The organism is Bosea sp. BIWAKO-01 (genome assembly GCF_001748145.1).
Classification (GTDB): domain Bacteria; phylum Pseudomonadota; class Alphaproteobacteria; order Rhizobiales; family Beijerinckiaceae; genus Allobosea.
In genome coordinates this window covers 440,479-465,813 of record NZ_BCQA01000001.1, presented here as the reverse complement: position 1 = coordinate 465,813, position 25,335 = coordinate 440,479, and the positions used below count along the sequence as shown (strand labels likewise).

25 protein-coding genes and 1 tRNA gene are annotated in these 25,335 nt (G+C 65.0%); 15 read left to right on the top strand and 11 right to left on the bottom strand.

Annotated features, from left to right (window positions below; translation table 11 throughout):
* Positions 1–143 precede the first annotated feature (143 nt).
* The 3 genes from BIWAKO_RS02085 to BIWAKO_RS02075 all read left to right on the top strand — a co-directional run bounded on the left by BIWAKO_RS02085 (position 144) and on the right by BIWAKO_RS02075 (position 1,303).
* Positions 144–386 (top strand): peptidoglycan-binding domain-containing protein, encoded by a 243-nt coding sequence (locus BIWAKO_RS02085; protein WP_069877131.1) that lies wholly within the window; start codon positions 144–146, stop codon positions 384–386.
* Between the two features lie 339 nt (positions 387–725).
* A complete protein-coding gene (locus BIWAKO_RS02080; RefSeq protein ID WP_141739941.1) occupies positions 726–923 on the top strand; it encodes a hypothetical protein in 198 nt (65 codons plus the stop codon).
* Entirely contained in the window at positions 920–1,303 is a 384-nt protein-coding gene (locus BIWAKO_RS02075; protein ID WP_244523339.1) for a DUF4376 domain-containing protein, read from the top strand. Before BIWAKO_RS02080 ends, BIWAKO_RS02075 begins: the two co-directional genes overlap by 4 nt.
* Before the next feature lie 3 nt (positions 1,304–1,306).
* Here BIWAKO_RS02075 and BIWAKO_RS02070 read toward each other — a convergent pair whose 3' ends face one another.
* The 4 genes from BIWAKO_RS02070 to BIWAKO_RS02050 all read right to left on the bottom strand — a co-directional run bounded on the left by BIWAKO_RS02070 (position 1,307) and on the right by BIWAKO_RS02050 (position 5,234).
* Positions 1,307–1,498: a hypothetical protein gene (locus BIWAKO_RS02070; protein WP_069877128.1), complete on the bottom strand. Its 192-nt coding sequence runs from the start codon at positions 1,496–1,498 to the stop codon at positions 1,307–1,309.
* A gap of 114 nt (positions 1,499–1,612) precedes the next feature.
* Positions 1,613–1,816: a hypothetical protein gene (locus tag BIWAKO_RS02065; RefSeq protein WP_069877127.1), complete on the bottom strand. Its 204-nt coding sequence runs from the start codon at positions 1,814–1,816 to the stop codon at positions 1,613–1,615.
* Positions 1,817–3,508: 1,692 nt separating this feature from the next.
* Positions 3,509–4,198, bottom strand: a complete 690-nt coding sequence (locus BIWAKO_RS02055) for a hypothetical protein (protein ID WP_141739940.1) — start codon at positions 4,196–4,198, stop codon at positions 3,509–3,511.
* A gap of 406 nt (positions 4,199–4,604) precedes the next feature.
* Positions 4,605–5,234: a 2OG-Fe(II) oxygenase gene (locus tag BIWAKO_RS02050; protein ID WP_069877124.1), complete on the bottom strand. Its 630-nt coding sequence runs from the start codon at positions 5,232–5,234 to the stop codon at positions 4,605–4,607.
* 408 nt (positions 5,235–5,642) lie between these two features.
* Here BIWAKO_RS02050 and BIWAKO_RS02045 point away from each other — a divergent pair, with 408 nt between their 5' ends.
* On the top strand, positions 5,643–6,599 hold the full coding sequence (locus BIWAKO_RS02045; RefSeq protein WP_069877123.1) for a metallophosphoesterase family protein: 957 nt from the start codon (positions 5,643–5,645) through the stop codon (positions 6,597–6,599).
* A 92-nt stretch (positions 6,600–6,691) separates the two neighbouring features.
* Here BIWAKO_RS02045 and BIWAKO_RS02040 read toward each other — a convergent pair whose 3' ends face one another.
* Positions 6,692–7,159: a hypothetical protein gene (locus BIWAKO_RS02040; RefSeq protein ID WP_069877122.1), complete on the bottom strand. Its 468-nt coding sequence runs from the start codon at positions 7,157–7,159 to the stop codon at positions 6,692–6,694.
* 282 nt (positions 7,160–7,441) lie between these two features.
* On the opposite strand from BIWAKO_RS02040, the gene BIWAKO_RS02035 reads away from it, so the two are divergent.
* Both BIWAKO_RS02035 and BIWAKO_RS02030 read left to right on the top strand, forming a co-directional pair.
* Entirely contained in the window at positions 7,442–7,717 is a 276-nt protein-coding gene (locus BIWAKO_RS02035; RefSeq protein WP_069877121.1) for a PilZ domain-containing protein, read from the top strand.
* Positions 7,718–7,807: 90 nt separating this feature from the next.
* Entirely contained in the window at positions 7,808–8,038 is a 231-nt protein-coding gene (locus BIWAKO_RS02030; protein WP_069877120.1) for a hypothetical protein, read from the top strand.
* 71 nt (positions 8,039–8,109) lie between these two features.
* Here BIWAKO_RS02030 and BIWAKO_RS02025 read toward each other — a convergent pair whose 3' ends face one another.
* Together BIWAKO_RS02025 and BIWAKO_RS02020 are read right to left on the bottom strand one after the other, a co-directional pair.
* Positions 8,110–9,255, bottom strand: coding sequence for a transglycosylase domain-containing protein (locus BIWAKO_RS02025; protein WP_069877119.1), 1,146 nt, complete (start codon positions 9,253–9,255; stop codon positions 8,110–8,112).
* Complete coding sequence (locus tag BIWAKO_RS02020) at positions 9,252–9,533, bottom strand: type II toxin-antitoxin system HigB family toxin (protein ID WP_069877118.1); 282 nt, start codon at positions 9,531–9,533, stop codon at positions 9,252–9,254. The genes BIWAKO_RS02025 and BIWAKO_RS02020 overlap by 4 nt, the downstream gene beginning before the upstream one ends.
* 105 nt (positions 9,534–9,638) lie before the next feature.
* Here BIWAKO_RS02020 and BIWAKO_RS02015 point away from each other — a divergent pair, with 105 nt between their 5' ends.
* Positions 9,639–10,619: a glycerophosphodiester phosphodiesterase family protein gene (locus tag BIWAKO_RS02015; RefSeq protein WP_069877117.1), complete on the top strand. Its 981-nt coding sequence runs from the start codon at positions 9,639–9,641 to the stop codon at positions 10,617–10,619.
* A 111-nt stretch (positions 10,620–10,730) separates the two neighbouring features.
* On the opposite strand, the gene BIWAKO_RS02010 is transcribed toward BIWAKO_RS02015, so the two are convergent.
* Complete coding sequence (locus BIWAKO_RS02010) at positions 10,731–11,135, bottom strand: hypothetical protein (RefSeq protein ID WP_069877116.1); 405 nt, start codon at positions 11,133–11,135, stop codon at positions 10,731–10,733.
* 92 nt (positions 11,136–11,227) lie between these two features.
* On the opposite strand from BIWAKO_RS02010, the gene BIWAKO_RS02005 reads away from it, so the two are divergent.
* Positions 11,228–11,318: transfer RNA gene (locus BIWAKO_RS02005), tRNA-Ser, on the top strand.
* 155 nt (positions 11,319–11,473) lie between these two features.
* On the opposite strand, the gene BIWAKO_RS02000 is transcribed toward BIWAKO_RS02005, so the two are convergent.
* Positions 11,474–12,358: a LysR family transcriptional regulator gene (locus BIWAKO_RS02000; protein ID WP_176733245.1), complete on the bottom strand. Its 885-nt coding sequence runs from the start codon at positions 12,356–12,358 to the stop codon at positions 11,474–11,476.
* A 127-nt stretch (positions 12,359–12,485) separates the two neighbouring features.
* On the opposite strand from BIWAKO_RS02000, the gene BIWAKO_RS36555 reads away from it, so the two are divergent.
* Both BIWAKO_RS36555 and BIWAKO_RS01995 read left to right on the top strand, forming a co-directional pair.
* Entirely contained in the window at positions 12,486–12,683 is a 198-nt protein-coding gene (locus BIWAKO_RS36555; RefSeq protein ID WP_244523338.1) for a hypothetical protein, read from the top strand.
* A complete protein-coding gene (locus BIWAKO_RS01995; RefSeq protein WP_244523337.1) occupies positions 12,680–13,492 on the top strand; it encodes a zinc-dependent alcohol dehydrogenase family protein in 813 nt (270 codons plus the stop codon). Before BIWAKO_RS36555 ends, BIWAKO_RS01995 begins: the two co-directional genes overlap by 4 nt.
* A gap of 275 nt (positions 13,493–13,767) precedes the next feature.
* Here BIWAKO_RS01995 and BIWAKO_RS01990 read toward each other — a convergent pair whose 3' ends face one another.
* On the bottom strand, positions 13,768–16,956 hold the full coding sequence (locus BIWAKO_RS01990; protein WP_069877114.1) for an efflux RND transporter permease subunit: 3,189 nt from the start codon (positions 16,954–16,956) through the stop codon (positions 13,768–13,770).
* 5 nt (positions 16,957–16,961) lie between these two features.
* The gene (locus tag BIWAKO_RS01985; protein WP_069877113.1) at positions 16,962–18,068 is read right to left on the bottom strand and encodes an efflux RND transporter periplasmic adaptor subunit; all 1,107 of its coding nucleotides are present in this window, start codon (positions 18,066–18,068) and stop codon (positions 16,962–16,964) included.
* Between the two features lie 765 nt (positions 18,069–18,833).
* On the opposite strand from BIWAKO_RS01985, the gene BIWAKO_RS01980 reads away from it, so the two are divergent.
* The 5 genes from BIWAKO_RS01980 to BIWAKO_RS01960 all read left to right on the top strand — a co-directional run bounded on the left by BIWAKO_RS01980 (position 18,834) and on the right by BIWAKO_RS01960 (position 25,316).
* Positions 18,834–20,471: a methyl-accepting chemotaxis protein gene (locus BIWAKO_RS01980; protein ID WP_069877112.1), complete on the top strand. Its 1,638-nt coding sequence runs from the start codon at positions 18,834–18,836 to the stop codon at positions 20,469–20,471.
* A 129-nt stretch (positions 20,472–20,600) separates the two neighbouring features.
* Positions 20,601–21,065: a chemotaxis protein CheW gene (locus BIWAKO_RS01975; RefSeq protein WP_069877111.1), complete on the top strand. Its 465-nt coding sequence runs from the start codon at positions 20,601–20,603 to the stop codon at positions 21,063–21,065.
* Positions 21,066–21,076: 11 nt separating this feature from the next.
* A complete protein-coding gene (locus tag BIWAKO_RS01970; RefSeq protein ID WP_069882089.1) occupies positions 21,077–22,330 on the top strand; it encodes a CheR family methyltransferase in 1,254 nt (417 codons plus the stop codon).
* A complete protein-coding gene (locus BIWAKO_RS01965) occupies positions 22,330–23,034 on the top strand; it encodes a chemotaxis protein CheW (RefSeq protein ID WP_069877110.1) in 705 nt (234 codons plus the stop codon). The genes BIWAKO_RS01970 and BIWAKO_RS01965 overlap by 1 nt, the downstream gene beginning before the upstream one ends.
* Positions 23,031–25,316: a hybrid sensor histidine kinase/response regulator gene (locus tag BIWAKO_RS01960; RefSeq protein WP_069877109.1), complete on the top strand. Its 2,286-nt coding sequence runs from the start codon at positions 23,031–23,033 to the stop codon at positions 25,314–25,316. Before BIWAKO_RS01965 ends, BIWAKO_RS01960 begins: the two co-directional genes overlap by 4 nt.
* Positions 25,317–25,335 lie beyond the last annotated feature (19 nt).

The following is a 25,335-nucleotide window of genomic DNA, read 5'->3' as shown; positions in this document are numbered from 1 at the left end:
TGACTGATCCACAGCGCACCCCTGATACTGCCGCGGTTCTCTAGAGCAGTTGCCGCGAGGAGTGAACCCTCATTCACGATGAGGGTTGCTTGTGCTTGGCCATCCGCGTCGCGCGTCGCCTATTCCAAACCCGGAGCTTCGAAATGGACATTCGCGAGGTGCAAGCCGCGCTGCTTTCGCTCGGCTATGATCCTGGCCCGGCCGACGGCCTTTTAGGTTTGAAGACGCGGGCGGCTCTTGTCGCCTTTCAGCGTGCCGCCGGGCTTTATCCCGATGGCATCGCAGGACCGAAGACCTGGTTAGCCTTGCAGGTTGGCAGGCCGGCTGCTCCGGTACCCGCACCGGCTCGGCAGAGCGCATCAACCGGAGTGATGGGCGTGCCGTGATAGTGAATCATCACGAGCGCCACCGGCGCTTAAGCCAGCACAGGCCCCAGCCGGCGTAGACCGTCACTACGATACCCGGCAGAACCCAGCCCGCCGGGTCGCTCATGGCGCCACCTCGCGGAGGGGCGAACAGGGGGAGAAAGGTTTGCGAGACGGCGCGTAACCTATTGGGAACGTTGAGGCCGGTTTCGAAGGTTTGCGAACGTCAACGCGTTGTAATTGTTCACTTCTGGCGCTCCAGCTCTGGGCACCACTCCCCTTCTCAGGGGCTGATCAGCAAAGAAAAACCGCTCAATCAAGAACGTACAGGCGCCCGAGTGATACAAGCGGGCGCTACAGATGGTTCTTTCGATGGCGCGTTCGCATAAGCATCCCAGGGCAGGCGTGTCTTGGTTCCGCAAAGCGGTGCCGAAGGACCTTCAGGCGACCCTGAGCGACGACGATGTCGTGATTGAAACGACGGAGACCGATCCCGAGGGGAGGTTTGTCGCGGAAATCGACTGGTTCGAATGCCCCGACGACGTCGAGCCCGGATGAACCCGGCTAGCCGGGGCGTATTCCCCCTGGTGCTGGCGCCGGTCAACCTCATCGCTTACGCTGCCGAGCTGCGCTGGCTGGTTGAGATCGGTGGGATCGCGGTGGCCGGTGTTCCTGTCGCGACCGACGATCACAGCAAGATCATGATCATGGACGCGCGCGTGGCCGCTGCGGCTGATCCTGATTGGACCACAGTCCGGCATGGCGCCGACGGCAACACCTATCCGGTCAATGCCACCGCGATGGCTCTGATCAGCGACGGGGTTCAAGCGCACGCCAGCGCCACGTTTCAGACGTTCGCGCGTGTGAAAGCCGCCATCGAGGCCGGAACGATCTCGACGGCGGCGGAGGTAGATGCGGCCTTTACCGCCGCTGATTGACCGTCAGACGGCGGCGAGGGGCAAGGCCATCGCGACACCAGCCGATAGCCGCACGACCTTCAGTGCGAGGCGGTCGAGGGCGCGCTCCTTGGCGCTGTGGCGCCTCTTCATGCGCATCCTGATCGCCCGAATATGGACCGAGCATTCCAGCGCGAAGTAGGCGAGCAGGATGGCAAGAGTGAAATCAGTGAACATGTTGCGGGTCTCCCTTTCTGAACCCGCAACAAGCCTGACCTGACGGCTTGCAAGCCACAAACCAGCCGATCCGCTCAGTGGTTGTCGATCGTTGACGGCCGAAAAACGGGACAGTCAGAGCTTATCGGCAGTCCAGAGCCAACCGCCCAGCAGACCGCGCCAGCCTACGTGGTGCACGTAAAGCCCGACAGCGACACCGGTCGCCCAACAGAGCAGCGTGTAGATCCGCTGAGTATTCCGATTTGCGTGCCAAGCGTTGACCGCGGCAGCATAAATCAACTGGTCCTGCCGCAGGCTGTCCCAATCTGGCTCCTTCATTCCGTCCCCCCATCAAGCTGCTAACCGTGCCTCACGTTGACGTGTCCACGGCGGTTGCGGCCAGCGTGAGGCGCAGGCCGTGCCGGTTTCGCTTGCTTACAGTCCCCGCGCGGCGGATCGCCCAATACGTCCGAAAATCAGAGATGGACGTGCCAGGCAATAGGCTCGCTGGGAGAGCCCGCCGCTCTGCATAGTCCTGGTCCCGACGACGAACATGGTCATGCGGTTCAAAGCCCCGCGCCTGCGATCAATTGTGCCTTTATGCCCGGCTTCTTCGAGGCGAGCACCTGGGTGGCCCGTAAATAACCCTCAAGGTCATCCGCAAACGGCGCAATGATCGCTGCTTCCTCTGTTCTGCACGCGAAGAACGCCGTCTGGCCGTTCGAGGGCCGATTGGTCCGAAGCTGAATCGCAGCTGTCAGTCGACAGGGCTGCATTCCATGCTGACGCGTTGACCGGGTTCGTTGCTGGTGCGGCACGATACTAGCGTCGGTACGCTCTTGCTCGGTTCCGTTGGCACCGCAGCGGGCACAACGCGGGGAACCGGCGGAGGCGTTCGTTTGGGTGCGCTAGCGACCACAGGCGCGGGCTTGGGTATCGAAGCCGTAATTTTCTCCTGCGCGGGCGTGATGGACATCGGCTTGCTCGGCTCAGGCGGAGCATCAGAAAGCACGACGGGAGCCGGCTGAAGCTTCTCTTGTTGAGCTGGTTGCCAGGGCCGCCAACTCCCTAAACGGGCAAACGTTTCCATCGTCGGCTTCGTGATTGACTCGACTGTCGGCACCGATTGGGCCGAGCAGCCAGATACCAACAAGCCGACAATACCGGCGCGACAGAACGGGTTCGCCATACCAGCCCCTTTGTAACACTCGTGGCGAAGTCGTGGCTTTATGGGGGAAGAATGTAGCTTTGTGCAAGCGGGCGGTTAACGGTTATGCCGACCGCGATGATCCTTCGGGGCAAGCTGGCCTGCCTTCGCCGCGTCGATCCGTTTGCGGCGTTCCTCGCGGCGGCCCGCGATCTCTTCAGGCGTCGATTGCGTCGGCGGGAACGACCTCGCCAGTTCGGCGATGTTCTCCGTTTTGTTCAGGGCGGTGTATCCGCTCGTGACCGTCTAAAGCCTCAATAGGTCGCGTTCGATCGTATGCGAATGGTAACGAGATCATCCTCGTCGGCATCTACCTTGGACACACTGAACGCTTCCTTCATGGGCGGGCTCCTTGAGGCGGTAGCGGGCCATCAGTTCCTTTCGCTCGGCCCAACCCTCAACCATGGACACGATCTTCACGAACAGGGACGCGGCAGAGAACACGAGGAAGATCACACCGCCGACTGCGAATGCGGAACAATGCAGCACCTTCCACCATTCGGCCTTCGTCCACCTACTCAGGCTGTCCTCCTCGCCCAGAGGGCGTCAGGGCTGCGGGCAGAGGATGCCAATGTGTAGGCCATGGGGCCTGCCTGCCGCGATCAGCGAAGGAGAACCGCCATGAGCCCTTGATGCCGTCCCCGTGATTGGTCTGGTAACAGACCTCCATCTCGCCAGACTGAAACAGCACGAGCACCCGCTTGCTCGTCGGCGCGGTGCTGATGGCCTGCCATCCCTGGGGACCTGCAAGCCCGACGCGGAAAGCGAGAGGTGCGCTGCTGCTGACGGGGCCGGTCAAACATCCAGCTCGCGAAATCTCCGCTTCAGTGCCGCGCCTCGCTGCTGCCCTTCAGCTCCACCTCAAACCGCAACAACTGGTCGAATAGCGGGGTCTTCCGGAAAACGTCATCGAGCCCGCCGTCGGGCCTCTTCTCCGATCTTCGGCTCTCGAGTAGCCCGAGCCATGACAGCGGCCGGAGCACCCGCGTCGTCAGGGCGAACTCGGGAAAGTCGGGAGCAATCGGGTCCTCGATGGTCTCCATGATCGTACAGGCCGGCATCAGGTCCTTCGCATGGGACCAGCCATGCGCGGTCACCGACAGGCTCCACAGGATCACGCCCATGTGGTGCTGGGGCCAGAACTCAAGCGGGTTCCGGTCGAAGTCCTGGAGGTTCACTTTCCAGAATGTCGCTTCGAACAGCTCGGCGAGCAGCGCGGGGGCGGCCTCGGGCGCCAGCATGGCCTTGCCTGCCTTGCTCGCCTTTAGCACCCCCGAGCGCTTCCGCAGGAGCCGGGCTGCCTGCAGCACGATCCGTGTGAACAGGACTCCGTAGGCATCGTGCTCGTTGATGACCTTGTTCGTCGCGGGAGTGGTGGCCTTGTCGTATCCCGGCCACTCCGTCCGGTCGAAGACATGCCGGACATCGGCCCGCTTCAGGGCTCCCGCAGGGGTGAGGACCAGTCCACCCTTCTCCACCGCAAGCGCCAGCAGGAGCCTCGCGGCGATGACCATGGGAGCCTGAAGGGCGACCTCGACGGAGAGCCTATCGGGCGTGAGGCGGACAGCCTGCGGGACCCTGCCGGGGGGCTCAAGGAGCGCCTTGAGGGAGGCCGGCTGAAGATGGGCCCAAGCGGGGGGAAGGTCTATCACGGAGAGAGCGTAGGCGGCCCGGAGGGATTGCTCAACACTGCGTTTCGCTGGAGGTACGGGCCTCGTCAGGTGACATGGACCGGTGACACGAAGTCATGCCTGACGGTCTATCGAGGCCTTGATTTAATCGCTATTTTGCGTCGAACGCCCTATCGGGCCATGGGCGCAAGGCTCTTGGCCCCCGGCTTTCGGCCAGGCACCGCAATGGCCCGCGGAAGCCCGGCGCGAAACCTTCGCCGGTCTGCCGAGCGGGCCATCCACAATGAACCTAGCGGCCGAAGATGCTCTTGAAGAACTTCGCGACCGTGTTTCTGCTCTTCTTGCGCTCGAGCTCGGATGCGTCGGTGATCCACGCCGTCTGAACGACACGCCGCTCGCCCGTGAAAGGCTTGTGGCCGTGCCAGGAATTGTCGGAGCGCAGGAAGCCGAAAACGGCGCCCATGGTCGGAGGCACCTCGCAGGCGAAGGGCTCGAAATTCGTGCCGTCATAGAGCACGCGCAGCCGGCCTTCCGCATCCGGTGACCAGTCGTCATTCAGGTAGAGCAGCACGGTCATGACCTTGCTGGGGCCATCGGTATGAATGCGCCCGTCCTTGGCCTGCGAGAGCTTTCGGACAGTGGTCAGGCGCGGATAAGCGTGGAGGTCCTTGCCAAAGCGCTTCGAGAGCACCTCGGTAAGGTCCGGGCTCTCCATTTCATCGATCAACTGCTTAAAGCTTCCGGCCAGTTCGATATCGTCGACGGTCAGATAGCCCGGCTTCGTAATGGCCGGGTAATCCCTGCGTATATCTGGGATGGCCTCAGGTCTCAGAAAGTTCTCACCAAGGAAATGCGGATAAGGTTGCACGGAGAATGCGCTATCGCGGATCGCATCTGCATTCAGTAGTTTGAGAGCCATAGCCGTGGTCCCTTAGTAGATTATATCTTGTGATTTTGACCGTTGGTAAGCATGTAGGTGCTAGTGTTCTTGTCGGCGCGCGCTGGAGAACTTTCCAAGGCTTGCAGACAGGAATCGAGCAGCCGAATAGTGTCTTATCCATACATGCGAGCCTTCACGATGCAAGATTGCTTGTCTGGACCACGGCGAAACCGTTCGGCGGGCGAGAATCCGCACGGTGTCGGCACCACGATTGCCGGAGGCGGGGCCCGCGTTTTGCTTCGATCCTCCCGCTCGCGCATCCCGCGGACCGAGCGTCGCATTGCTGCACAGAGCCGATGACGAAAATTCCCATGTTCGGGAATAAACGGCGCTGAAGACCTGTCTTCTCAATGAACGCAGCCTGGTTGCGTTCTTGGGAGATCGACCATGACACATCATCGGATCGATACTGAGCGGCCTGCCACCACACGCCGCGAGACGCTCGAATGCATGATCTGGGCCGGAACCGGCGTGCTTTGGACGGTTGCAAGCGGGGTTCCGGTCTCGCTGGGCCTGCTCGGCAAGGCGGAAGCCGCAGAAGCGGTCACCAAGGGGTTCACCTTCCTGCAGATATCCGACAGCCATGTCGGCTTCGACAAGGCTGCGAACCCGCATGCTCTCGACACGCTCACGGAGGCCATCGCCCAGATCGGGGCGCTCCCGGCCAAGCCCGCCTTCATGATCCATACGGGCGACATCACGCATCTCTCCACGGCCGCTCAATTCGATGATGCGGCGCGTGTCATCGGTGGCGCGAGGCTGGACGTTCACTACGTGCCTGGCGAACATGACGTGATCGACGAGGGCAACGGGCAGGCCTATTCGCAGCGGTACGGCAAGGGCAAGCAGGGCGCCGGGTGGTATTCCTTCGACGAGGGCGGCGTGCATTTCATCGCCCTGGTCAATGTCGTGAACCTCAGGGCCGGCGGGCTCGGCCAACTCGGGCCGGAGCAACTGAAATGGCTCGCCGACGATTTGCGCGGCCGCAGCGCCTCGGCCCCCATCGTGGTCTTCGCGCATATCCCGCTTTGGACGGTCTATGCCGATTGGGGCTGGGGTACCGAGGACAGCGCGCAGGCGCTTGCACTGCTCAGGCCCTTCGGGTCCGTCACCGTCCTCAACGGCCACATCCACCAGATCATGCAGAAGGTGGAGGGCAACGTGACCTTCCACACCGCACGGTCCACGGCCTTTCCCCAGCCGGTGCCGGGGAGTGCCGCCTCGCCCGGTCCCCTGACCGTCCCGGCCGGCGAGCTCCGCAATTTTCTCGGCATCACGAACGTAGCCATTCGTCCGGGCGCCAACGATTTGGCGATCATCGACAGCACGCTCGCGCGCTCTTGAACGAGGGAAAGCGTTACCGTGCTCCCAGGGCGATGGTTCCCGGGCCCTTCCGCTGCGGAACCTTGGGCATTCGGCCGGAGTGAGGCACCCGTTCAGCGGGGGCACCAGTCCCAGAAGCCGGTCGTGCGCTGGGGCGTGGTGTAATACCAGCAATAGCCCGCGCGCGGCGCCGGGCCGGCGAGCGAGACAGCCGCTGCCCCGGCGATGAAGCCGAGCGCCGCCCCCGCTGCAACCGCTCCGCCGCGATGCCAGTGACGCCGCGGGTGAACGACGGTCACACGCCCCGGGCGATGATGCCGGACATGCGGGCTCGGCCGATGGACATGCGACGGGCGCGTATGCGGACGGTGCTGCGGCCGGCTCACATGCGCCCTGTTGCCACGCTGTGGCCGTTGCGCGCTGGAATGGTGGCCCCTGCGTGCAGTCTGCCCCGACATCTGTCGCGAACCGGAGGAGCGGACCTGCGCTTCGGCCGTGCCCAGGCTGGGCAGGGGCGCCACGACGCTCGCCAGGAGGGCCAAGAGCATGAGAAGTGATTTCAGCTTGAGATGGTGGCGCATGATCTCTTCTCCTGCTCTGCAGCAAAGGGCTCTTCGAGACTTGGCGGCTCCGCTCGCTCCAGCGACCTTGCATGGCTTTGGCGCGCAGGCACACCGCTACCAACGACCCCCTGTCCATGCACGCCTGTCATGCGCGGTTGTCGATCAACTCATTGTGGGTTGGCTGCCTGGACGGTCTGGCAGACTTGCCCGGGTTCCTTGCGGGTTGTACGTCATCGGTAACGTGCCGGGCGCAGGTTCCAGATAGACTTGAACCGATCGATCGTGGCGGGGATTTGTGAATTGCAGGGTCAGACTGACGAGCGCCGCCACCACCGCAAGAAGGTTGTGCAGGAAGCGCGAATCCGTCTTCCCGGCCAGAACAACGAGATTCCCTGCATTATCCGCGATGTCTCGGTGTCCGGTGTGAAGCTGCGCGTGCCGATGGGGTTTGAAGCGCCAGACGTCTTCAGGCTGATCGCCCCGGCCCTGCACATCAACAGCTGCGTGCGGATTGCCTGGCGCAGCCAGCACTCGATCGGCGCGACCTTCATCATGGATGCCGAACGCGCCGACTGAACTCTGCGAGAGCTGCGGCTTGGGTCGGAATTCGTCATCTTGCCGCGGGTCGGGTTCGATGCTGAGTTTTGCGGGTGCCGGAGGTGCCCTATGCCGTTCAGCTCCCTTCCCGAACTCCTCGAGCTCGCAACAGCGCGCGAGGCCTTTGAGATCGCCTGGGCTCATATCGAGCCGTCACTCTGCTTCCAAGCCGCCAGCAGCGAGAGCATGAGGCGGTGGCTGGGCCATATCGTTGCCGGCCTTTCGAGCGCGCAGCCGGATGCCGATATCGTGCCCCTGGCGGTCGAGCAATTCCTGGCGACAGTGCCGATCTCCCACTAGGCAGTCCTGATCCTCACGCTCCTCCGCCCTGGTGCCGGGGCTCAGGAGCGCCACGCTGAGCGATGCCGATCTCAAGGGCCGACCAATGGCTCGGCCTGGGCGAACTGAGCGGCGGAGGCCGTGATCAGTCCGTCATCGGCCATGCGTCGGAGCACCCAGTCGCGCCGCTCCTTGGCGCGTCCGCGGTTGTCGGCGATGTCGAGCCGGTAGGTGTTCGGCGCCTTCGGCAGGGCCGCGAGATAGGCGGCTTCCGCAACGCCGAGATCGGCCGGGCTCTTGCCGAAATACTGGGCCGAGGCCGCCGCGATGCCATAGGCGTAGCCGCCGAAATAGATCTGGTTGAGGTAGAGTTCGAGGATCCGGTCCTTGCTCAGGGCGTCCTCGATCCGGCTGGCCAGCACGATCTCCTTCACCTTGCGGGCGAGCGAGGGCGGCTGGCCAGGCAGCAGCAGGTTCTTGGCGAGCTGCTGGGTAATGGTGGCGGCGCCTGCCGGAGTCCGGCTCTCGCCCAGGCTCGCGAGGTTCTGGGCTGCGGCCCGCAGGATCGCCGGCACGCTGTAGCCGCCATGGCGGTAGTAGTCCTGGTCCTCCGCCGCGAGGAAGGCCTTCAGCACATGGGGCGGGATGGTCGAGAGCGGCACCGGCCGGCGATACGCCGTCAGGCCGCCGTCCCGGCCGTAGCGCTCGAGATCGGGCGGCGCATAGCGTGCGATCTCGGCCGTGCTCGGCAGGTCCCTGCCGTGCGCCCAGAACAGACCGCCGATCGCCGACAGGCTGAGGCTCGCGAGGAGGCCGAGCAGGGCGGCGCCGCGCAGCGCGGTGCGCTTGACGCTGCCCGCCACCGCATACGGCGCCGAAAGCGGCTCGCGCGCCACGCCCCAGGCTTCGCTGAGCTTTGCGATCATCTCGGCGGAGAGATGCCGCCGCCGGTTCAGGACCTCTGAGGCGCGCGAGCGCGAGCCGAGTAGCTCGGCGAGCTCGGCTTGTGTCCGCCCCGTCGCCTGCATCGCGAGGGTCAGATAGGCGATGGGGTCCGTCGAAGCGATCTGATGGGTCCTGCGTTCGTAATCGGCGACCAGCAGGCAAAGAACCTCGAGCCGGTCGGCTGCCTCGGAGCCCGGCTCCGCGGCAAACAGCCGGTCGATCTCGGCCAGCGCGGCGTGATGATCTGCTTCGCTCTTGATCGGCCGGACCGGAAGGCCTTGGCGCTCCGTCACGTTGCGTCCTCCTCGTTGAGGGCGGCGACCGCGGTGATGCGGATCACGCCCAACTCGAAATTGACCCTGAACGTCACGCTGCAGCCAACATGCGGCAAGGCAAGCGCAACCGCGTCTTCGCTCACGAAGCGAGCAACCGCGCCGCAATCGCGCGCAAGCTCGCCGCGCGTCCCCCAGGACGCCTGTCGCAGCAGCGCGTTCAGCGCGCGCAGGCCAGGGCCAGCCTGCGGGTGCGCCTCGCCATAGTCGACCAGGGCCGAGGCTCCGATGACGATCATGCCGCTGCGATCATAATGTTCCCATAATTGGGAGCGACTGCTCTAACGCTCCCATTTTCGGGAACATTGATAGGCGCTCGCGCCCGCGGTTCAAAGGATGAAGTGATGCGCCGTCTCCCACGCCTTGCGCTCGCCGCCCTTTCTTTCCTCACGCTCTTCATCCTGATCGGCAACAGCAGCTTCCTGGCTTCCCGGCCGCAGGGCAGGCCGACCTTGCTCGCCCATCGCGGCATCACCCAGCTCTACGACAAGACCGATCTGCGCACCGATGTCTGCAGCGCGGCGCGCATGCTGCCGCAGCGCCATGATTTCATCGAGAACACGTTGCCATCCATGCGGGCAGCTTTCGAGGCCGGGGCCGATATCGTCGAGCTCGACGTGCACCCGACCACCGACGGCCAGTTCGCGGTCTTCCACGACTGGACCCTGGAATGCCGGACGAACGGGGAGGGTGTCACGCGGGAGCATGCGATGGCGGAGCTGAAGGCGCTCGATGTCGGCCATGGCTATACCGCCGATGGTGGCAAGACCCATCCGCTGCGCGGCAAGGGCATCGGCATGATGCCGACGCTCGACGAGGTATTTGCCGCCTTTCCCGGGCGGCGCTTCGCCATCAATGTGAAGAGCCGGGACAGGAGCGAGGGCGAGAAGCTCGCCGCCGTCCTGGGGGCATTGCCGTCTGAGGCCCGTGCGCGCCTGATCGTCTATGGCGGGGACGAGCCGGTCGAGACGCTGCGGCGCCTCCGGCCCGATATCCCGGCCATGTCCAGGCGCACGCAGATTGGCTGCCTGACACGCTATGTCGCCTATGGCTGGACCGGCGTGATGCCCGAGATCTGCCGCGGAATGATCGTCCTGGTGCCGATCAACATCGCGCCATGGCTCTGGGGCTGGCCAAGCCGTTTCCTCAACCGCTTCGACAGCGCCGGCACCCAGGTCTTCGCGCTCGGCCCCTATCACGGCGGAGGGTTTTCGACGGGCCTGGACACGCTGGACGACTTGTCCCGTCTGCCCGCGGGCTATTCAGGCGGGATCTGGACCGACGAGATCGCCGTGATTGCCGGGGCGGTGAAGCCGACGCGCTGACGGCGTGCCCTTGGATCATTGGACCAGATATCGTATCCGGTGCGATGATCTAACCATCTGTAATTACATAGGCTTCCCCGAAAACCGCAATCCGCTTTTCGGGCCGAGGCTTCAGCGGCGCCGGCAGAGGGCCGCCTCATGGGCAGTCGCGCGACGAATGACCTTCGTCGCCGTGATTCGCACCGGCGGTCCGTCCTCCACCGTGCCGGCGAGGACGAGGCGCCCGGAATAGAGGCCAGTGGCGAGGTCGCGGCGTGCAGCATCCGCTGGCCGCAGGCTGGAGAGGTCGGGATCGATCTTCGCATAGCGCCGGCCTGACGGCACGAGAACGACATCTCTCGAGGGGCAGGGCGCCTGCACGCAGCGCAAGCCATTGTCACAAGCCACGAACTGCACCTGGGCCGCTGCCGGACGCGGCATCGCGGCAGCAGCCAGGAGGACGAGCCCGGCGCCGAGGCGGCGCAGGCGGGTGCCTCCGTGTGCGGGCGACACGATCACTTTCGGGGCAGCGTGCATCGGCCATTTCCTCAGCCCGACGAAGATGGCTGATAATCTTTCACACTGACGGCTTGTCAAAGCGCCGGGCAATCGGGCATAGAGCCGGTAACGGAGACGTGGCCGAGAGGCTGAAGGCACTCGTTTGCTAAATGAGCATACCCCACAAGGGTATCGAGGGTTCGAATCCCTCCGTCTCCGCCACTCATTTTATCCCTTTATTTTCAATCCCTTTGGCCGACGATTGTCTGCGATTTTGGAGCAGACTCGACCCCATAGGCTCCGGGTGTTCGTCGATGAAGGCGATCATGGCCGGTATCGGCGGTCGGGTCCGCCTGGGCCCGCCGATGCCGCCCGGTCTATTTCATGATCCGGATGAGCTCCTCCTCCAGGAAATCGATGCCCCTGTTGATGCCGGAGAGATATTTTGCGCGTTTGACGAAAACGCTGAGCCGCAGCTGCGGATCGCCGACATCGACGATCTGGAGCTTCTGCTTCAGGCCGGCGGTCAGCTTTCGCCTCGGCATGATGCCGACCCCCAGCCCCTTGCTGACGAGGGAAATCTGCAGCTCGATGTCGTGAACCTCCGCCGCGATCAGGAACTGGCCGCCTTGCCGTTCGATCGCGGTTCGGAGCGCACGCCGCGCACCGCATGTCTCGTCCGGCATCAGAATCCAGCCATGGTCCGCCAGAGCCGCCAGAGTGGCCCGCTTCGGCACACGCAGTGCCTTCGGCGCGATGATCAGGACATCTTCCGTGCCGACGATTCTCCCGGCCGGTTCGGCAAGGCTGCCCGCATCGCCGGCAGATAGCAGGATGGCGGCGTCGAGCGTGCCCTGCTCGACCTTCGCCGCGAGCTCCGGCGTCCAGCCGCTGACCAACTGGAGTGCAAGGTTCGGATAGTGCTGGCGCAAGGACTCCACCGCTTCGGCCAGTTCGGCGGTGGCCAGCGTATGGGCAACCCCAAGCCTCAGCTGACCAGCCGGCTCGGCATCGGAAGCCAGGACCTGCTTCAGCTCGTCCACAGACGCCAGGATGGCGCGGGCGCGCTCCAGCGCCACGACCCCCGCCCGCGTGAACGTCGCCGGCTTGGCACGCCGATCGAGCAGCGTCGCATCAAGCATGCGCTCGAGCCGCTGGACCTGCCGGGTCACCGCCGGCTGCGTCAGCAGCAGGCGTTCGGCGACGCGTTGCACAGACCCGGTCTCCGCAAGCAGGACGAAGGCCTTGAGTTCATCCAGCATATGCTTATCCGGCATTATTTTTATGAACATTATGCATTTGCATACCGATCTTCAGCCGGTCAATCGTCCGCTTCGATGAAACGTCCTCCTTCTCTCGCGAGCGGGTGGTCATGCAAAGCGAGAGCCGATGAAAGCCATTGTCATCGACAAGCACGGGTTGGACGGCCTGGCGATCACACGGCGTGAGCCGCGCCCACCGGGACACCGCGAAGTTCGGCTGCGCCTGCGCGCGGTAAGCCTCAACTATCGCGACCTGGAGATCGTCGAGGGGCGGTTCTCGATCGCTTATCCCCTGCCGCTCGTCCCGCTCAGATGGGGTCGGTGAGGTCGTCGCCGTGGGGGGAGGGGGTCGATCGCTTTGCGATTGGGGACCGCGTCGTTTCGGCATTCTGGGGCCAATGGGATGATGGCCGGTTCGACATCAGCCGAGCCGGCCTTCCGCTTGGCGGACCGCTGGACGGCATGCTGCAGGAGGAGGTGACGCTCGACGAACAGCGCCTCGTCAAAGTGCCGGACGCGCTCTCGGACATCGATGCGGCCGCGTTGCCCTGCGCGGCCTCCACGGCCTGGCAGGCGCTGGTGACCTTCGGAGCGCTCAGGCCGGGAGAAACCGTTCTGGTGCAAGGAGCCGGGGGCGTCGCGCTTTTCGGCCTGCAGTTCGCTCGCCTGGTCGGGGCCCGGGTCATCGTGACCTCGAGCAGCGACGAAAAGCTCGCCCGGGCCGAGGCGCTCGGGGCCTGGGCCGGGGTGAACTACCGCAAGCACCCGGCCTGGGCCGATTCCGTGCTCGCGCTCACGGGCGGAAGGGGCGTCGACCACATCCTCGAGGTCGGCGGGCCGGGAAGCTTCACACAATCGTTGAAAGCGATCCGGTCGGGCGGGCAGATCAATGTGATCGGTTATCTCGGCGGCCACGACGGCTCGATCAACCCGCTCGACATCTTCCGAAAGCAGGCGATCGTTCGCGGCGTCCCGGTGGGATCACGCGCGACGCTGGATGCCCTGATGAACGGGCTCGCCGGCGGGGATACGCGCCCCGTCATCGACCGGGTCTTCCCCTGGACGGAGGCTTCGCAAGCCCTGCGGCACCTTCAGGCCGGTGAGCATTTCGGAAAGGTCGTCCTGACGTTTTGAGGCCGCACCGCTTTCCGGCCGGCGCGGAGAACAAGAAAGACAGAGGAGCAAACGATGATGGCAACCAGATTGCGCTGATTGAATCCATGATCGCGATCAAGCGCGGGATAGCACCGCTTGGGCGCGTCATGGCTGGGGTTGCCGCGGTGCAGCGAACCTGGCGGTTCCGGCAACGGTGGTCCGGGCGGCGCCGGCTTGTGGCTGGATCGCGGCGGCTCCCTCGCCCTCGCCTCGGGCCATGACAGAAGCCGTGGCCGATCGAACCGCCACAAACGCTACTCGGCAGGACTATGCGGCTTGGCCGCGGCCTCCCCAGTCGGTGGCGTCGCCGCCTCTGCAATCGGCTTCGGCTTCGTCGATGGGCGCAGGCGTTCCCGCATTGATTGGAAGAAGACGTAGAGCGGCGGGATCACGAAGATTCCGAGCAGCGAGGCGAAGATCATGCCGCCGAAGACCGGAGTGCCGACATTGCGCCGGGCGAGCTGCGAGGCGCCGGTGGCGATGACGAGCGGCAGCAGCCCGAGGATGAAGGCAAACGAGGTCATCATCGCCGGCCGGAAGCGCAGCCGGGCGCCTTCTGCCGCCGCCTCGAGCAGGGGAACCCCGCTCTCGCGCTGTTCCTTGGCGAACTCGACGATCAGGATACCGTTCTTCGCGGCAAGGCCGATCAGCACGATCATGCCGATCTGGGCATAGACATCGAGTGTCAGGTGCCCGAGCACCATGAAGGCGAAGGAGCCGAGAATGCCGATCGAGACCGAGAGCAGCACAGGCACCGGAATCGTCCAGCTCTCGTAGAGCGCGACGAGGAAGAGGAACGCGAAGAGCACGGCGAAGGCGAGGATGATCGGCGTCTTGCCCTCGGCCCGCTTCTCCTGGAAGGCGGTATCGGTCCATTCGCCGGCATAGCCCGCGGGCAGTACGCGCGCCGCGACCTCCTGCATGGCGTTGAGCGCCTCGCCCGAGGAGACGCCGGGCGCCGGGCCGCCCTGGATCGTGACGGCCCGCAGGTTGTTGTAGCGGATCAGCGCGGGCGGACCGACGACGACGTGGATCTCCAGCAGGCTGCGCAGCGGCACCATCTTGCCGTCGGCGCTGCGGACATTGATCCGGTAGATGTCGTCGATCGAGGCGCGGTCGACGGCCTCGGCCTGGAGCTGCACCTGCCAGGTCCGGCCGAACAGGTTTATGTCGTTGGCATAATAGCCGCCGAGCGAGGCCTGCAGCGCCTGGAACACGTCCTGGAGCTTGACGCCGAGAATCTGGACCTTGTTGCGGTCGATATCGAGATAGATCGAGGGCGTCGTCGCCGAGAAGGTGCTGAACACTCGTGACAGTCGCGGGTCCTGGTTGGCGGCAATGGTCAGGCCGCGGACCACCTGGGCCAGGGTCTTGGGATCGCCGCCGCGCAGATCCTCCAGCACATAGGTGAAGCCGCCGCCCGTTCCAAGGCCGATGATCGGCGGGGGCGCGAGCGGCACGACGGTGCCGCCCTGGACCTGCGCGAATTTCGGCGCCAGCCGGCGCATGATGGCGGGCACGCCGAGATCGGCCCCCTGTCGCTCGCTGAACGGCTTGAGGGTCACGACCATGAAGGCGGAGTTCGCCTGCGAGTAATTGTCGATGAAGTTGAGGCCGACGACTGAGGTGTAGTCGGCGATCGTAGCCTCGCCCTTCAGGATCTCCTCGGCTTGCTGGACGACGGCCGACGTGCGCCCGACCGCCGCGCCGTCCGGCAACTGGACCACGACGAAGAAGGCGCCCTGGTCATCCTCGGGCAGGAAGCCGGTGGGGGTCAATCTGGAGAGGCCGCCGATGCCCACCGCGGCGATGGCGACGAGGATGAGGCCCATCACCGAGAAGCGGACGATGCGCGCGACCACCGCGCCATAACCGTCGCGGACCCGGTCGATGCTGCGCATCACATGGGCCATCAGGCCGCGCCTTGGGCCGTGATGCGGCTTGAGCAGGACGCCGCACAGCGCCGGTGAGAGCGTGAGCGCGTTGATCGCCGACAGCACCATGGCGACGACGACCGTCACGGCGAACTGCCGAAACAGCTCACCGGCAATGCCGGGAATGAAGGCGACGGGAACGAAGACGGAGAGCAGGACGAGCGTGATCGCGATGATCGGCGCGGTGATTTCCCGCATGGCGACCTTCGTGGCCTCGCCGGGCGTGAGCTCCGGCCGCTCCTCCATCACGCGTTCGACATTCTCGACCACGACGATCGCGTCATCGACGACGATGCCGATGGCAAGCACGACGGCCAGCAGCGAAACCGAATTCGCGGAGTAGCCGATGGCGTTGAGGACGATGAAGGCGCCGATGAGGCTGACGGGGACCGCGAGGGTCGGGATGAGCGTCGCGCGGAAACTCCCCAGGAACAGATAGACGACGATGACGACGAGCACGAAGGCCTCGACGAGCGTCTTCTTGACCTCGTCGATAGTGGCGGTGATGAAGGCCGTCGGATCGTAGGTCACCTTCCATTCCAGGTCTTCGGGAAAGCTCTTGGCGAGCTCCCTGACCTGGGCGCGGACGGCGTCGAGCGTGGTGATCGCGTTGGCGCCGGGCGCCTGGTAGAGCGCGATCACGGCTGCCGGGCTGCCGCCGAGCCGCGTGTCGCGATCGAGATTATTGGCCCCGAGCTCCAGCCGCGCGACATCGCCGAGTCGCAGCACCGAACCATCCGGGTTGGTGCGCAGGATGATGTTGGAGAATTCCTCGGTCGTGGCCAGCCGCCCCTTGGTCTGGATGCTGAGCTGAAGCTGCTGGTCGTCGGAGATCGGCCGTCCGCCGATCCGGCCCACGGCCGCCTGCACGTTCTGCGACTGGATGGCGGCGATGAGGTCGCCGGTCGTCAGGTTGAGCCCGGTCAGCTCGTCGAGCTTGATCCAGGCGCGCATCGCATAATCCTGCGCGCCCCACAGAGCGGCATCGCCGACGCCCTGCGTGCTCTTGATCCGGTCGAGCATGTTGATGGTGACGTAATTCGACAGGAAGAGCGGATCGTAGGTGCGCTTCGGCGAGTAGACGGCCAGCACGCCGAGAAGGGCCGAGGACTTCTTCTTGACCGTGACGCCCTGGCGCTGGACATCCTGCGGCAGCTTCGACAGGGCGATCTGAACGCGGTTATTGACGTTGACCGCGTTGATATCGGGATCGGTGCCGAGCTCGAACGAGGCGAGCAGCGTGTAGCTGCCGTCGTTGCCGCTGACGCTCTTCATGTACATCATCTTGTCGACGCCCACGACCTGGGCCTCGATCGGCTGCGCGACCGTCGCGTCGACGACCTGGGACGATGCGCCGGGATAGACCGTCGTCACCGAGACCTGCGGCGGCACGATGTCGGGGTATTGCGCGACCGGAATCGCCAGCAGGGAGAGCAGGCCGGCGATCGTGGTGACAATGGCGATGACGATGGCGAGGCGGGGCCGATCAACGAAGACCGCGGAGATCATGGGCTTCAGCTTCCCTTGATCATCGCCGGCACCGGGCGTGCACGGACCGGTGCCCCTGGCCTGACGGCCTGCAGGCCCTCGACGATGATCTGCTCGCCGCCGGTGAGGCCCTCGGTCACGACGGCATTGGGGCCGTCCTCGCCGCCGAGCTTCAGCCGCTTGACGACGGCCTTGCCGTCCACGACCGCAAAGACATAGACGCCGGCCTGATCGGCGATCAGGGCTGCCTGCGGCACCACGATCATCTGCTGCGGCTCGCCCACCTCCAGGGCGACGCGCACCAGCTGCCCGTCGGTCAGCGCGCCGGTCGGATTGGGCATCCTCGCCCGGACGAGCACAGTATCGGTGCCACGATCGACCGAGTTGTTGACGAAATCGATCTGCCCGAGCTGGTCGTAGAGAGCGCCGTCGGAAAAGCGGAGCTGCACCTTGACCGCTTTGGGATCGACATGCTTGCCCGTTTCGGCGCTCTTGAGGAACTCGCGCTGGCTGACCGGGAAGGTCACATACATCGGATCCTGGCTGATGATCGTCGTCAGCACGCCGCTGTCGGGACCGACCACATTGCCCTTCGTGACATTGGTCAGGCCGATCTTGCCGGAGATCGGGGCCGTGATGGAGGTATAGCCGAGATTGACTTTCGCCGTGTCGAGATCGGCCTGGTTGGTCATGATCGCGCCAGTGGTCTGCTGCTTCTGGGCAACGGCCTGATCGCGCGCCACGACCGTGCCGGCCGCCTTGGCCAGCAGGTCCTGGGCACGTTCGAGCTGGATCGCGGCGAGAGCGTCGGCCGACTTGCTGATCTCGAGCGCGCCCTGCGCCTTCTCGACCGCTGCCTGGAAGAGGTCGCGCTCGACCCGGTAGAGCGGGGCGCCGGCCTTGACCATGTCGCCTTCCTTGAAGAGCACCTCCTCGAGATAGCCGGTGACCCGGGCCCTGATGTCGACCTTGTCGATTCCCGAGACGCGGCCGACGAAACCGAGAGACTTGGAAATCGGTTTGCGTTCTGCGTTGATGGTGCCGACCTGAACGGCGGCGGGCTCGCCTATCTGGGCCAGGGCCGGCCCGGCAACGGCGCAGGCGACAGCGGCCACATATGCAATTCGCCACATTGACGCCTCCCTGCCAGCCGTGGTGAAGACTCCCCGGGCCCCTCTGTGGCGCAGCGGGTATAGGTTTCGCCGATCTCGTCAGTGACCGTGTGATGCCGATCGAGTGTGACGTCCCCGATCGTGATCGCTGCCCCGGCGGAGCCAGGCGTGATCGGCGTCGCGCCGACCGGGATGAGAGCGCGCCTGTCGCTCTTTGGCTTCGGCCTGATGACCTGAAAGCTGGCCGAAGGGCGGCATCGCCCATCGAAGAACTCTCGCAGACGCCGTCATCCAGTGACCTCATCGCAAAGGTGATGCTCGATAGGTCCTGACAGTCGTTCCAAACGCTTCTGCCTAGAACTTTGATACTGTAACACCCGCAGTCCGATACAGTAAGTCGGTCCCGCCGGCCTATGGTTCGTCACCTGGTTGAGACCGGTATGTGCCGCTAGGGCAAGCCGGTGACGGCACGCCGAACGCAGGCAAAGTCGCGGGCGTTGCTTCGGCTCCAGGTCCGGTGACGATCCGGCAGCGGACGGACGCGGCGGGCAGGCCCGCCAGTCAGGCGCAGCGCCACCCGTCATCGGCGCCGTCTTCGACTCGCCTTTGGGCCATCGATCTAGCGCTTTCTTAAGAGCTGATCAGGCAGCGTCTGCAGTTCACCGGAGAGCAAGCACCTTCAGGGTAGCCTGTCTCGACAGTTGATTCGGCCTCCTCGTCAGAGAGTGGCGGCCGGTCGAACCGACGCTGCTCCTCGATGCGTGTCTGGACGATGGAACGAACCTGATGAAGAGCCTGACGATACGCCGCCGCATTCTCGTGAGTTTTGCTGCGGTCCTGGCGGTGATGTCGGCGATGGCCGCCATCACCTATTTCTGGTTCGTTCAGACCGAGCGCGAAGCGACGAGGGTCGAAACCAACACGGTGCCGGCCCTCTATTTCAGCACCCAGCTGATGACGACCTGGACCGAGGCCAACAGCCTCCTGCGTGAATTCGTGCTGGAGGACGGGGCGGCGGACAAGGCCAAGGTCGCCGACGCCATGCTCGCCAATCGCGACCGGATGCGCGGCCTTCTGAAATCCTATGAAGGCACGCTCGATTCCGAGCAGGATCGCCAGAATTATGCTCTGGTCAGACGGCTTTTTGACCAGCTCTTCCCGGCCGAGGACGCGATCCTGGCTGCAGGCAAGCTCGCCGCGGCGAGCGGCCAGGTTCTCGATCAGCGCGGCGCCGTCCGCAGCGAGCTTGAGCCCATTTCCGCCAGGCTGCGGGCAAGTCTGCAGGCGATGGTCGAGTACAACAAGTCCGAGGCCGATGAATCGACCCAACGTATCGTCTCGATCGTGCGCACGGCGGAACTGGGCCTGGCCGTCAGCTTCCTGGCTGCGCTCGCGCTCGCCGCACTATGCGGCTACCTGCTGTTTCGCGCCATCACCGTGCCGCTCGGAAAGCTGCTCGGCATCGTCGATCTCATGCGCCGTGGTGATTTCAGCGCGCGGCTCGAACTCCAGCGTCGCGATGAGTTCAGCACGCTGGCCGACGGCGTCAACGCCATGGCCGACGATCTCGCCGCCCTGATCGGCCAGGTCCAGAAATCCAGCATCCAGGTCAACACCTCGATTACCGAAGTCGCCGCGACCTCGAAGGAGCAGCAGGCGACGGCCAGCGAGATCGCCGCGACGACGACGGAAATCGGCGCGACCGCCAAGGAAATCTCCGCGACCTCGAACGAGCTCGTGCGCACCATGGACGAGGTCTCGGTGGTCGCCGAGCAGACTGCAGTGCTTGCCGGAGGCGGGCAGGCGGGGCTCTCGCGCATGGAAACGACGATGCGCCATGTCATGGAGGCGGCTGGTGCGATCAATGCCAAGCTCGCGATCCTCAGCGAGAAGGCTGGCAACATCAACCAGGTCGTCACCACCATCACCAAGGTCGCCGACCAGACCAACCTGCTTTCGCTCAACGCCGCGATCGAGGCGGAAAAGGCCGGTCAGTACGGCCGGGGGTTTGCGGTCGTCGCGACGGAGATCCGCCGCCTCGCCGACCAGACAGCGGTGTCGACCTATGACATCGAGCAAATGGTCAAGGACATCCAGTCGGCCGTCGCAGCAGGCGTGATGGGCATGGACAAGTTCTCCGAGGAGGTGCGCCGCGGCATGCAGGAGGTGCAGCAGGTCGGCGGACAGCTGTCGGAGATCATCGAGCAGGTGCAGGGGCTGGTGCCGCGCTTCGAGGTGGCAAACGAGGGCATGCAGGCGCAGGCAACCGGCGCCGGACAGATCAGCGAGGCCCTGTCGCAGCTCAGCGAAGCCGCCCAGCAGACGGTCGAGTCGCTGCAGCAATCCACGCTCGCGATCGACGAACTGAACCAGGTCTCGAGCGGGCTGCGCAGCAGCATCTCGCGTTTCAAACTTCGCGCGTAGAGCATCGGCCCGAAAAGTGGATACCGGTTTTCGTAAAGGCGGTTGCAAAGACAAAGTGCGACAGCATCAGACTGGATTCGATATCCGGTCTGATGCTGTCGCAGGAGCAGGCGAGCCGAGCCCCGTCCGATGCTGTTTCTGATGTTCCGCCTGGGTCAGGACCGCTATCTGCTCGATGCCGGGCAGGTCGAAGTGGTCTTGCCCCTGCTCACCGTGAAAGCCCTGCCGGCTGCGCCGGTCGGTGTCGTTGGAGCCATCAACTACCGGGGCGCACCGGTGCCCCTGATCGATCTCAGCCTGCTTGCGCTGGGGCGCGCTGCTGCCCCCCTGCTGAGCACGCGGATCATCCTCGTGCGCTATCCGGTCGGTGCAGGCGAACACGCTTTGCTTGGTCTCGTCGCCGAGCGGGCGATCGAGACCGTCGAACGCGATCCGGCGGATTTCGTGGGCACGGGTGTCGAGGCTGGAATGCCTCCCTATCTCGGCCCGGTCGCTTCCGACGAAAAGGGGCTGATCCAGAGGGTCCGGGCGGAAGCCCTGCTATCCCCGGTGATCCGTGAGATATTGTTCCAGCAGCCCGCGACGCATTCCTGATGGACAGGGCCATGGGCACAGGGGCGTTCGAACAGCTTCTCAGGGAGATGATAGGGCTCAGCAGCGAGACGGTCGGCGCCTCGGTGATCCGCCATGCGCTCAAGCGGCGGATGACCGCCTGCGAGATGCCGGACCTCCACACCTATTGGAGTTATCTCAGCGAGAACCGCGCCGAGCGTCAGGAGCTGATCGATGCGGTCGTCGTGCCGGAGACCTGGTTCTTCCGGGATCGCGAGGCTTTCGCTGCGATGACGCGCCACGCTCGCGAAAGCCGGGGTTCCGGTACGCCGCTCAGACTTCTGAGTCTGCCATGCTCGACGGGCGAGGAGCCCTATTCCATGGCGATGGCGTTGTTCGACGCGGGCTTCGAGCCAAGGGAATTCAGCATTGATGCCATCGATGTGAGCACGCGCAATCTCGTCTATGCCGAACGTGCCGTCTACGGTCGCAACTCCTTCCGTGGCGAGGAACTCGCCTATCGCGACCGGCATTTCGATGCGGTCGAAGGCGGCTTCCGCCCGCATGAGCGCGTCCGCCGCCAGGTTTGCTTCACGCTCGGCAACCTGCTCGGGCCGGTCCCGCAGCCGAGGCCCGAACCTTACGACGTCATCTTCTGCCGCAACCTGCTGATCTATTTCGATCGCGAGACGCAGGGGCTGGCATTGGACCGGCTCAGGCAGATGCTTGCAGACAAGGGCCTGTTGCTGGTGGGGCCGGCCGAGTCCGGATTGCCGACCTTGCATGGCTTCGCTTCGGTGCGCTTCCCCAGGGCATTCGCCTTCATCAAGGCAAATGCTGTGCAGCAAGCGCCGGCAGCGGCTCCCGCACGGAGGTCGCGTCCGACGCCACTGCCCGCACAAGCGCCACGGCGTATCGCGCCGCCTCCGCGCGTGCGCCCCTTCGCGCAGAAGACCGCACCAGGAGAGGCTGCTTCGCCGGCGCCCGACCGGGCAGCCATGAGCCTTGCTACCATCGAACACGCCGCCAATGCCGGCCGCCTCGGTGAGGTCAAGCTCGCCGCTGCGAGCCATCTCGAGGAATTCGGGCCGTCGCCGGAGGTCTTCTACCTGCTTGGCCTCGCCCATGATGCGGATGATGCCCCGTCGGACGCGATCCAGAATTACCGGAAGGCGCTCTATCTTGCGCCCGACCATCGTCAGGCGCTCGTCCAGCTCAAGCTCCTGCTGCAGCGGCAAGGCGACAAGGCGGGAGCCCAGGCGCTGACCGACCGGCTCGACCGGATTGCGAAGAGGAGTGACGTCTGATGTCCGTCACGGCTGGCATGCAAGCGACGGAGCAGGGACAGCGCATCAATGAGTGCTGGCGCCAGATCGGTGTCAGCGGGGACAGGTCCTGCCCGGAATTGCGGGAGCATCTGCATTGCCGGAACTGCCCGACCCATGCGGAGATCGCACGCCGTCTGCTCGATCGCCCCTTGCCTGCTGGCTATTCCGAGGAATGGGCACAGCATTTCGCGCAGGCTGCCGGGCGCCCCGAGACTGAGGATGGGGCTCGCAGCGTCGTCCTCTTTCGTCTGGGGGAGGAATGGCTCGGTCTCCCGACGACGACCTGTCACGAGATTGCCGAACCGCGCCGCATCCATTCGCTGCCCCATCGCCGGACCGGCGCAGTGCTCGGCATCGTCAATGTCCGGGGCGAACTGCTCATCTGCATGTCGTTGCCGGAGCTCCTCGGCATCAACACGGGCGGGCGCAGTTCGGGCGGTGGCAAGATCGCCGTGTTTCGCCGTCTGATCGTGATTGGCAGGGATGAGAGGCGGGTCGCCTTCGAGGTCGACGAAGTGCACGGCATGCATTCCCATGGGGAGCGCGACCTGATCGCGGTACCGGCAACGATCGGCAAATCGGCCTCGACCGTCATCCGGGCCATGCTGTCCTGGCAGGGGCGCACGGTCGGCTGCCTGGACGAGGCAGCGCTGCTCGCCATGATCGACCGGAGTATCGCATGAGCGGCGAGGATTTCAGCCAACTCTCGATGCTGGACCTGTTTCGTGCCGAACTCGACTCTCAGTCGCAGGCGCTGACAGCAGGCCTGCTGGCGCTGGAGCGCGATCCTGCCGCGGCCGTTCATCTCGAAGCCTGCATGCGCGCCGCCCATTCGCTCAAGGGCGCCGCCCGCATCATCGATCTGACACCTGCGGTGCAGGTGGCGCATGAGATGGAGGAGTGCTTCGTCGCTGCCCAGCGCGGGCAGGTGAGGCTCAATCACGCCCATATCGATGCGCTTCTGAAGGGCGTCGATCTGCTGGCCGCGATCGCCACTGAGCCGGGACCCGGCGAAGAGGAGATCCAGCGCAGGATCGCAGGCTTCGCGCAGGCGCTTCAGCAGTCTGGCTCCTCGGCTTCAGGTCCGGAAGCGGATGGTGAGCTGCGTACGGCGGCTCCGGAGAGCCATCATTCCAGCGACGCTCCGCCCGCTCGAGCCCCGGAGCCGGCTGCCGGATCGGCACCTGCGCTATCCCAGACGCCGGGCGGTCCGGGGCCGGACCGCATGGTGCGTGTCACGGCGGAAAGCCTTAATCGCCTGCTCGGGCTTGCCGGCGAGTCCCTGATGTCGGCCCGGCGGCTAAGACCGTTCAACGATGGGCTCTTGCGCCTCAGGCGCGTCCAGACCGATCTTGCCAAGAGCTTCGACGCGCTTCGTGCTGCGATGCCGGCGGTGACGACCGATGTCAGGGCCCTGCAGGCGCTCGCCGAGGCGCAGCTCAAGCTTGGGGAGAGCCAGGCCATCCTGGCGCAGCGCCTCGACGAGCTCGATGCCGTCGATCGGCGCGCCACCGATCTCGCCAATCGGCTCTACGACGAGACGCTCGCCAGCCGGATGCGGCCCTTCGACGACGGCGTCCGGCATTTTTCGCGGACCGTCCGCGATATCGGGCGGGCGCTCGGCAAGAAGGTCCGCCTCGAGATTGTCGGTGGCTCGACGAGCATCGACCGCGACATCCTCGAGGAACTCGACGCCCCGCTCGGGCATCTCCTGCGCAACGCCGTCGATCACGGCCTCGAACCTCCGCAAGAGCGGCGGGCCGCCGGCAAGGCGGAAGAAGGCCTGATCAAGCTCGAGGCCCGGCACAATGCCGGGCTGTTGCAGATCATCGTTGCCGATGATGGCCGCGGGATCGATCTCGACGCGTTGCGCCGGGCGACCAGCAGGCGCGGGCTGACGACGGCCGAGACGGCGCAGAGCCTGAGCGAAGCCGAGCTCCTGGAGTTCCTGTTCCTGCCCGGCTTCTCGATGAAGGGGAGCGTCAGCGACATTTCCGGACGCGGCGTCGGCCTCGATGCCGTGCAGGCGATGGCGCGCCAGGTCCGGGGGCAGGTGACCGTGTCGTCGGAGCTCGGCGCCGGGACGCGTTTCCAGCTCCAGTTGCCGCTGACGCTCTCGGTGATCCGCGCCCTGCTCGTCGAGATCGACGGCGAACCCTATGCGTTTCCTCTGACGGGGATCACGCGGACGCTGATGCTGCCGCGGGAGCGGATCGAGATCCTCGAGGGCAGGCCACATTTCCGCTTCGAGGAGCGGCAGGTCGGACTGGTTACGGCGCATGAGGTCCTGGGGCGTGACGAGCCGCAATCGGACTCGGTCGATCTCGCTGTCGTCGTGGTCGGGGAGGGGGGCGAGGCCTACGGGATGGTCGTCGATCTCTTCCTTGGCGAGCGTGATCTCGTCGTCCGTCCGCTCGATCCACGGCTCGCCGAGGTCAAGGACATCAGTGCTGCGGCCCTGATGGAGGATGGCTCACCCGTCCTGATCCTCGATGTCGATGATCTGATCCGCTCGATGGAAAAGCTTGCCTCGACCGGCAGGCTCAAGACCCTGGAGCGCGTGGTTGCCAACGTGGGCCAGAAGCGGCGCAAGCGCGTCCTGGTCGTCGACGATTCACTCACCGTGCGCGAACTGGAGCGCAAGCTGCTCGATCACCACGGCTACGAGGTCGAGGTCGCGGTCGACGGTATCGATGGCTGGAACGCCGTCCGATCCGATCCGTTCGACCTGGTGGTCACCGATATCGACATGCCCCGCATGGACGGTATCGAGCTCGTGACACTGATCAAGAAGGATAGCGGGCTTCGGAACCTGCCGGTCATGATCGTGTCCTACAAGGATCGGGAAGAAGACCGCCGCCGCGGGCTCGACGCCGGTGCGGACTATTATTTGACCAAGGGCAGTTTCCACGACGAAACGTTGATCCATGCCGTCGCCGACCTGATCGGTGAACCATGGGGCTGAGCGGCAGCACGGAGAGAGG